Here is a 7,352-nt window from a genome sequence, read left to right as displayed (position 1 = left end):
GCTGGTTGTCGGATAGCCGTGACGAGAGCCTCCACCAGGTCGTCACCGAGTTCGGTGACCGGTTGCTGGATCGTGGCGCCGCGCATCGGCGTCCACCAGTCGTCGTACTGGAAATGCAGCTCTGCGAACGGGACGGAGCTGACGGATTGCTCATCAGGTGGCGCGATGGCCATCAGTCGCTCGATGTCGGCGCGAGCCTGGGCCGGGGTTCCGGTGTGGCACACCACCACCTCCAGGCCGCCTCGTCCCTCGAACGACGTACCGCCGATGAACGGGATCAGGCTCAGATGATCGCTCCACTCCCACGATGCTCGGAGCACGTCGACGGCGCGGTCCAGGTGGTCGAGCGACCAGCCCAATGCTCCGGCCTGCACGAGCGGCGGGACGTCGTGCAGCTGTACCTCCAGCGCGGTGACGACTCCGAAGTTCCCCTGGCTGCCGCGCATCGCCCAGAACAGGTCCGCGTTGTCGTCGGGTGAGGCGACGACGACCTCGCCGCTCGCCGTGACGACCTCCAGGCTGAGGATGTTGTCCGCGGCATATCCGGCCCGGGGCGACAGGTGACCGATCCCGGCGCCGAGCATCAGGCCCACTCCCGCACCGGAGAGCGCTCCGGTGACGCCGGCCAAGCCGAACCTCGCGGCCTCGACCTGCAGGTCACCACCACGGACGCCGCCCTGGATCCACGCGATTCGCTTCTCGGGAAATATCTGCACCCCGCGCATCAACCCCAGGTCGACGAGCACCCCACCGTCGGCGCACGGGGCGCCGACCGCGAACCCTCCGGACCTCACGTCGATCGGGAGCCCCCGCTCGCGCGCATAGTCGACTGCTGTCACCGCATCCGCGAGTCCCACACAGCGCGCGATGACAGCCGGCCGTGCTTCGGCTCGCCGGTTGAACCAGGGGCGTGCCACCTCATACGCCGGTTGCCCGGGTGTGATCCACTCTCCACGAAACACGTCTGGCACCTTCCGTCTAGCTCGACGCGAGGACGCGCCTAGCACGCTGGGCCGCGCGCGCCGCTTTCGATAGCACCGGTCAGCAGACCGGAGAACTGTGGTGCAAAGTCACCGCCCGCGAAGAGGAGCCGGCCGATGGGCTTGTCGACCTCCTCCGGGGGCATCTCGGAACGTGCCAGGTCGCGAGCCGCCGTGATGCCAGCGAGCCCTCCGCCGACGACGATCGCCTGCGCTCGATCAGTAGCCAAGCGCGCTCAGGATGCCGGCCGAGCGTTACGCGCACGCAGCAACTGGTCCTGGGTCCGGTGGGCTGCGGCGTGCGCGGACTCCACCGCCCCCTCGAACAGCATCAGGTTCTTGGGCGCGATGTCGGCGGTCGCGAAGGCCAGCCGGCCTTCTGGTGCGGCGAGCTGCGAGTGGGACCTGCTCACCCGGCCCGGCTTCCAACTGACCCAGTCCCCCTTCGAGTACGGGTCTCTGTTGAAGTCGTGGGAGTGGAAGTCGACTAGTTCGGCCCCCGGCAGCATCGCCTCAAGCGTGCGCGCCACAGACTCGCGCTCGGTGACGTTGAAGTGGTAGTCGTCACCCTCCATCGAGGCGAGTGCGTACATGACCATGAGTTGGACACCGTCGCCCAACTGGTGATCCGAATACACCATGAGCCCGCCCTCCGCCGACCGCGGCGCCGTGAACTTGGCAACCTTCGGAGCGTTGCGCACGCGCATCAACGCCTTGGCCGAGCGATCCGCTCCGTGGCGCTCTGCGGAAGTATCCCGCTTGACCTGGCTCAGCTGCGGTGTGAACTCGATGTCGTTCCAGACGTTCATGGGGACGGCGATGACGACGGCCAAGGCGCGAATGGTCTCACCGGCCGCCGTCGTGACCACCACGTCCTCCCCGGTCTGGTCGACGCTGGTCACCGGGCACTCGAGCCGGACCTCCCCGACATCGGCGGCGACCCGCTCCAGGAAGGACTCGGTGCGGATGTACATGGACGTAGCACCCCACAGGGACAGGGGGGAGAGGTCCATTCCGGCGAGCGCGTTGAGGATGTGAAGCGCCGAGCCCTCCTCGGCGTACCTGAAGGACAGCAGTCCACCCACGGTGGTGACGTAGTCGTAGGTCTCGGCGGGAAGGTCGAGCGGGGCAAGGAAGTCGGCGAGTGGAATGTCGAGGTCCGCGAGGTTCTGTTGGTCCAAGGGCATCCCAGGAGTGATCCGCGCAGCCGCGCGGATGCAATGGACCGCCGCCCGCTCGAGGTCGAAGATCTGCTCGATCGGCACGGGTGACGGGCCCGGGAGATGCTTGCCGTTGACCAGGGTCGGATAGGCATCCACCTCCTCCGCGTAGTGCACCTCGACGCCGTAGCGCTCCATCTCTGCGCTCATCAGCGGCCACTTCTCCGGCAACACGTACTGACCGCCGAGCTCGACATCGAGATCCGTGCCCGGATACTTAGTCGACCACGTCCGGCCTCCCAACCGGTCGCGAGCCTCGAGGACAAGCACCGAGTTGCCCTGATCCGTCAGATCACGCGCGGCGATCAACCCCGCGAAACCGGCACCGATCACAATCGCGTCGTATCGGTTGTCGTCCTGACTCATGCGAAACCTCTCCTCGATCGGTTGCTGCGATCCGATTGCCGACGGCGATCCAACAGCAAATCAACTACGACAAACATTACTGCACTTCAACGTGGTTGGTAAACCCCTTCACCCTTGCCAATTCGGCCGGGAGCACGTTGTGGTTGCCGGAGAAGGTGTTGTCGGGATCCCACTCGCGCTTGAGCTCGCGCAGGCGGTCCAACCGGTCGGCGTACATATCCCGCACACCGTCGAGGTCCAGCGGGACCCCCGCCGTGTTCGGATGATGGCCACTGCGGGCCGGCCCGATCTTCCGAGTGAGGTCCATGACCTCCGCGACCCACTGCTCGTGGCCGTCGTCCTCGGTCGGGTCGTCCCACCAGCACCGGGGACGATCATCCAGGTCGGGTCCTCGGCGGCATCTCGCACCGCGCTGGGGAGCTCGGGCGCCCGGCCGAGCGCGCCCGTGCGCGTGAGGATCTCGATGAAGCGCCGGCCGCCGCCAGGCTCGCGGATCTTGGCGACCAGCGCGTCGACGAGCTCGTCGCTGAGGGCGCCGACGGGCTGGTCGTTGATCGTGGTGCGGCACGGCGCGTACGCGTCGTCGAACATGAACGTCACCTCGCTGAACGGCACGACGCTCATCTCCTCCTCGTCGGGCGCGCCGAATGCCCGCAGCCGTGCGATCTCGTCGCGCGCCTGGTCCTCCGGACCGGTGTGGCAGACGAACATGTCCAACCCACCGCGACCTCGAGCGACACGGAGCTGAGTTCGGAGAGAAAATTGAGGTGGTCGGAGGCCGAGTCCCACTTCCGCAGAGCACGGAGAGGACCTTCGAGATTGTCCAGCGACCAACACATCGTGTCCGCATGGACGACCGGCGGCACCGCATGGAGCCTGACCTCGAGCGAGGTGACCACGCCGAAGTTCCCCGTCGACCCGCGCAGTGCCCAGAACAGGTCTGGGTTCTCGTCGGGTGACGCCGTCACGACCTCACCGGCCGCGGTGACCAGCTCGAGGCTGAGGATGTTGTCGGCCGCATAGCCGGCACGGGTGGCGAGGTGGCCGATACCGCCACCGAGCATTAGACCGACGCCAGTCAGCGAGAGTCCACCCGTCGCGGCGGCAAGCCCGTGCGCGCCCGCCTCGACCTGCAGGACGCCGCCGCTGACGCCACAGGGGATCCTGGCCACCCGCCGATCGGGCAGGATCTGCACACCGCGCATCAGCGACAGGTCGATGACTAGGCCGTCTCCCTGCCCGAGCCCACCGAGATTGGTCCCGGTGCTTCGTACGTCGACGCGCAGCCCGCGTTCGCGCGCATACGCCAGAGCCGACACCACATCTGCGACGCCGCGCAGCGCGCGATAATCTGCGGTCGCGCGTCGACGCGTTGATTGAAGACAGGTCGCGCACCGACGTAGTCCGGATGATCCGGATCGATCCACACCCCCGGAACAGGGCGGGTGCTCCCGAAGTCGAAGCCATGCGGCTGCCCGATCCTCGCCCGTGCCTAGCGCAGTCCGCGCTCTTCGAGGAGCGGCATGACGTGCTTGCCGAACGCCTCAACGCTGCGGGCCGGATCCCAGAAGAACAGCGCGACCTCGTCGACTCCAGCGCTGTGCATGCTCGCGAGCGTGTCAGCGACGGTCTTGTAGGAGCCGAACACCTGGTAGCCGCCGAGGCCAAGACCGAACTTGCGAAGGTGCTCGTCGTTGACGTCGTCGATCCCCCAGGAGGAGGAGCTCGCCGAACCGCTGAGCCTGCGGAACTGGTTGACCACCGCTTCGGCGTCGATCTCGTCCCCGAGCCACTGGACGGTCTCGGCGGCCTTCTCGTCGGTCTCGTCCATGACAACGAAGCACATCATGCAGATGCGCACCTTGCGGCCGTGTGAGGCCGCGGCCGCCTTGATGTCCTTGGCCTGTTGCTCCCAGCCCTTGGGGCCCGCCTGTCCAGGCGAGACGAAGATCGCGTCGCACTGCCTGGTCGCGAAGTCGATGCCGAGCTCCGACCCTGCGGCGTTCATCAGGATCGGCCGCGGGCTGCTCGTCGGCTTGGGGTCGACGTGCGCGCCGTACGCCTGGAAGTACTCGCCCTCAAAATCGATGGCATCGTCGGACGTCCAGAGGTACTTGAGCAAGGTGGCGTATTCGTCGGCCATCGCGTACCGCTCCTCGGGGGTACGGCCGACGCCTTTGGCGATCGCTTCGGGAGCACGATCCTTGCCCAGCCCGAACTGCGCGTAGTCGACCAGGTCGACGGCTGCCACAAGGTTCACCCCGACCCGGCCGCCGGACACATGGTCGATCGCAGCGGTCGTCTTCGCAACCACCAGCGGGTGGATGTCGAAGCCGACATGGACGGTGGAGACCAGGCGCATCCGCTCGGTCGCCACCGCGGACACGGCGGCGCCGGTCGCCCAGTCGAGACTAGCGCCGTTCCAGTCGGTGGCGCCCCCGTAGCCGCTCCACATCCCGTACTGCAGCTGGCCGTCGAAGCCGACCCGCTCGGCCGCCTGCAACAGGTCGCGCGACGCCGGCCACTCCCAGTAGTCGCGATACCGCTTCGGGTCCGAGAGCACTGCCTTCGTGGCCGCCAGACCGGATCGGACGTTCCACGCGAACAGTGAGAGCTGCAACGGGTGCTTCTGCTCGAGCCCCGGCTGCCCGCCCGGATCGAACGGCCCGCGGAGCACGTCGGCCTTGAAGGTCCTGCGGTGGTTCAACTTCCTGGCATCTTCGAAGCTCATTCGACACTCCCCTGCGTCATCGTCGTGGCGGTGCTTCCGAACCGGTCGTGGAGCCTGGGCAGGACGTCGGCGCAGATCCCGCGAAGGAAGCGCTCCTGGTCGTGGCCAGGCCCGTGGAAGACGAGATGGTTGAAGCCAACCTCGACGTACGGCGCGATCTTCTCGACGACCTCCTCCGGATCGTCGGAGACGATGAAGCGAGTGTGCGCCCGATCGAGGATCTTGTCGGCGGCCTGCTCCATCTCGAGCGCGTCGTCGATGCCCGTCTTCTCCTCGGGCTTGAGAGCCAGCGGGGCCCAGAAGCCGCACGCTTCCTTCGCGTAGTCGACGTCCTTGTCGTAGGAGACCTTGATCTCGATGAACCGATCGATGCCGTTGACGTCGCGACCTGCCTGCTCCGCGCCCTCAGCCAGGGCTCCGAGCAGGTCTCGGTAGAGCTGTGGATCCTTGCCCGACGTGGCGATGTAGCCGTCCGCGACTCGACCGGCCAATCTCGCCGCGATCGGCCCCGAGGCGGCGAGGTAGATCGGGATCAGCTCGTCGGGGCGGTCGTAGACCGTGGCGCGGTCGGTCCGGTAATACTTGCCCTCGAAGCTGACACGTTCCTCGGTCCACAGCTGCCGGATCAGCTCGATCGACTCGCTCAACATCATCCGGCGCTCCTTGGCGCCGTGCCACTCGCCTGCGGTCGCCGGCGTCTCGTTGAGCGCCTCTCCGGTGCCGACGCCGAGGAAGACACGGCCGGGATTGAGACAGCCGAGCGTCGCGAAGGCCTGCGCGATGACCGACGGGTGGTAGCGCATCGTCGGCGTCAGCACGCTCGTCCCGAGCATCGCACGCTCGGTGAGCTCGCCGAGTGCGCCCAACCACGGGAGCACGGCAGGGGTGTGGCCACCGTGATGGCGCCAGGGTTGGAAGTGATCGGAGACCGCGATCGTCTCGAGGCCGAGCTCCTCGGCCAGCCTGCCGAAGTCGATCAGCTCGCGCGGAGCGAACTGCTCGGCAGAAGCCTTGTATCCGTACTTCATAGGGATTGCTGGGGCGGAAAGCATTCCAAAACCTTACTGCAATCTCGCGGACTTGGCAAGGTTGCGGGGAGACCGTCTGCGTCAGAGAGCGATGTCGGCCAGCAGTTCGACCGCGGCAGGGTCGGCGGATGCGGGCACGCACAGAACGTCGTCGCCCCGGCCCGCTCGAAGGCAGCAAGCGTGCTCCGGATGGCGGCCGCGCCACGGGCGACGGACTGGAGGAACCACTGCCTGAATGCCGAGCTGGCGGCGTTGTAGAGGCGCAGTAGGTTGTCGTCGGCGCCACCCGGGCTGGGGTCCGGGAGCGCGAAGTAGAACATCCCCGTGATGCGCGGAACGCCGGTGCGACCGGCAGACGACGGCCGCGGTAGGAGCTTGGCCCGACGGCTTCGCCACTGATCGACCCGACCCGCTCCCCTTGCCACAACGTCCGCATTCGCCCGAGCTGATGATCGAACGCCCGACCCCGGGCCCGGTAGTCCACTCCGGAGACATCGAAGTCCTCGGGATTGCCGCCGCCTAGGCCGAGGACGAGGCGCCCTTTCGAGAAGTGGTCGAGCGTCGCGCCTACTTGGCCAGCAGCGCCGCGTTGACGTGCAGCGGTGCGAGCAGGACGTTCGTCACCTGCTCGACACGCTCGGTGACGGCCGCCGCCGCGGTCAAGGCCACGAGCGGGTCGTAGCCGATGCAGGTGAGCCGGTCGAGCGCGGCGACAGACGCGAACCCTGCCTCCTCGGCACCCCGGGCCCAGGTGATGATCGATGCGCGGTCAACGCCTGGAACATGGTTGGGCAACCCGATCCCGATCCTCATGACGTGCCCTCGTCGAGGGTCGGGCCCCGAGCCGCGAAGAGTCCCGGCGAAGCCGCCGCCGATCACCACCACGTCGTAGATGTGGCTGTCTGCGCTCATCTCAAGACTCCCCTCGCTCGGGTGCGTCGTTGCGTCGCCGACCGCAGCTCAGGACCCCTGATGCGACAACACTACGGCAGGTCGACAGGGTTACGAAACCCGCTTCTTGTTGGCG

8 protein-coding genes and 1 pseudogene are annotated in these 7,352 nt (G+C 67.3%); all 9 read right to left on the bottom strand.

Features of this window, described 5'->3' with window-relative positions; translation table 11 throughout:
* Window positions 1-962: FAD-binding oxidoreductase (locus ACYQ1K_RS27600; RefSeq protein ID WP_459986838.1), on the bottom strand; the 962-nt coding region annotated here is incomplete at its 3' end.
* Window positions 963-1,000: 38 nt separating this feature from the next.
* Window positions 1,001-1,210 carry a hypothetical protein gene (locus ACYQ1K_RS27595; protein WP_459986837.1) on the bottom strand — a complete coding sequence of 70 codons (210 nt, stop codon included), beginning with the start codon at window positions 1,208-1,210 and terminating at the stop codon, window positions 1,001-1,003.
* A 6-nt stretch (window positions 1,211-1,216) separates the two neighbouring features.
* Window positions 1,217-2,566 (bottom strand): flavin monoamine oxidase family protein, encoded by a 1,350-nt coding sequence (locus ACYQ1K_RS27590; protein ID WP_459986836.1) that lies wholly within the window; start codon window positions 2,564-2,566, stop codon window positions 1,217-1,219.
* A 76-nt stretch (window positions 2,567-2,642) separates the two neighbouring features.
* A complete protein-coding gene (locus tag ACYQ1K_RS27585) occupies window positions 2,643-2,873 on the bottom strand; it encodes a BBE domain-containing protein (RefSeq protein ID WP_459986835.1) in 231 nt (76 codons plus the stop codon).
* A gap of 313 nt (window positions 2,874-3,186) precedes the next feature.
* Window positions 3,187-3,888, bottom strand: coding sequence for an FAD-binding oxidoreductase (locus ACYQ1K_RS27580; RefSeq protein ID WP_459986834.1), 702 nt, complete (start codon window positions 3,886-3,888; stop codon window positions 3,187-3,189).
* Between the two features lie 170 nt (window positions 3,889-4,058).
* Complete coding sequence (locus ACYQ1K_RS27575) at window positions 4,059-5,297, bottom strand: LLM class flavin-dependent oxidoreductase (RefSeq protein WP_459986833.1); 1,239 nt, start codon at window positions 5,295-5,297, stop codon at window positions 4,059-4,061.
* Complete coding sequence (fgd, locus tag ACYQ1K_RS27570; protein ID WP_459986839.1) at window positions 5,294-6,331, bottom strand: glucose-6-phosphate dehydrogenase (coenzyme-F420); 1,038 nt, start codon at window positions 6,329-6,331, stop codon at window positions 5,294-5,296. Before fgd ends, ACYQ1K_RS27575 begins: the two co-directional genes overlap by 4 nt.
* Window positions 6,332-6,752: 421 nt before the next feature.
* Window positions 6,753-6,845 (bottom strand): annotated as a pseudogene (locus ACYQ1K_RS27565) (hypothetical protein); the annotation flags it as partial.
* A 47-nt stretch (window positions 6,846-6,892) separates the two neighbouring features.
* Window positions 6,893-7,237 carry an LLM class flavin-dependent oxidoreductase gene (locus ACYQ1K_RS27560; protein WP_459986832.1) on the bottom strand — a complete coding sequence of 115 codons (345 nt, stop codon included), beginning with the start codon at window positions 7,235-7,237 and terminating at the stop codon, window positions 6,893-6,895.
* Between the last annotated feature and the right edge of the window lie 115 nt (window positions 7,238-7,352).

This window comes from Nocardioides sp. AN3 (genome assembly GCF_054653495.1).
Note: the sequence above shows the minus strand (reverse complement) of the source record. Positions and strands in the feature narration are given on the sequence as shown.

What these genes read in the sequence shown, in the direction of transcription:
- ACYQ1K_RS27590 (WP_459986836.1), bottom strand. Translation starts at nt 2,566, where the DNA reads ATGAGTCAGGACGACAACCGATACGACGCGATTGTGATCGGTGCCGGT.
- ACYQ1K_RS27585 (WP_459986835.1), bottom strand. Translation starts at nt 2,873, where the DNA reads ATGGACCTCACTCGGAAGATCGGGCCGGCCCGCAGTGGCCATCATCCG.
- ACYQ1K_RS27575 (WP_459986833.1), bottom strand. Translation starts at nt 5,297, where the DNA reads ATGAGCTTCGAAGATGCCAGGAAGTTGAACCACCGCAGGACCTTCAAG.
- ACYQ1K_RS27560 (WP_459986832.1), bottom strand. Translation starts at nt 7,237, where the DNA reads ATGAGCGCAGACAGCCACATCTACGACGTGGTGGTGATCGGCGGCGGC.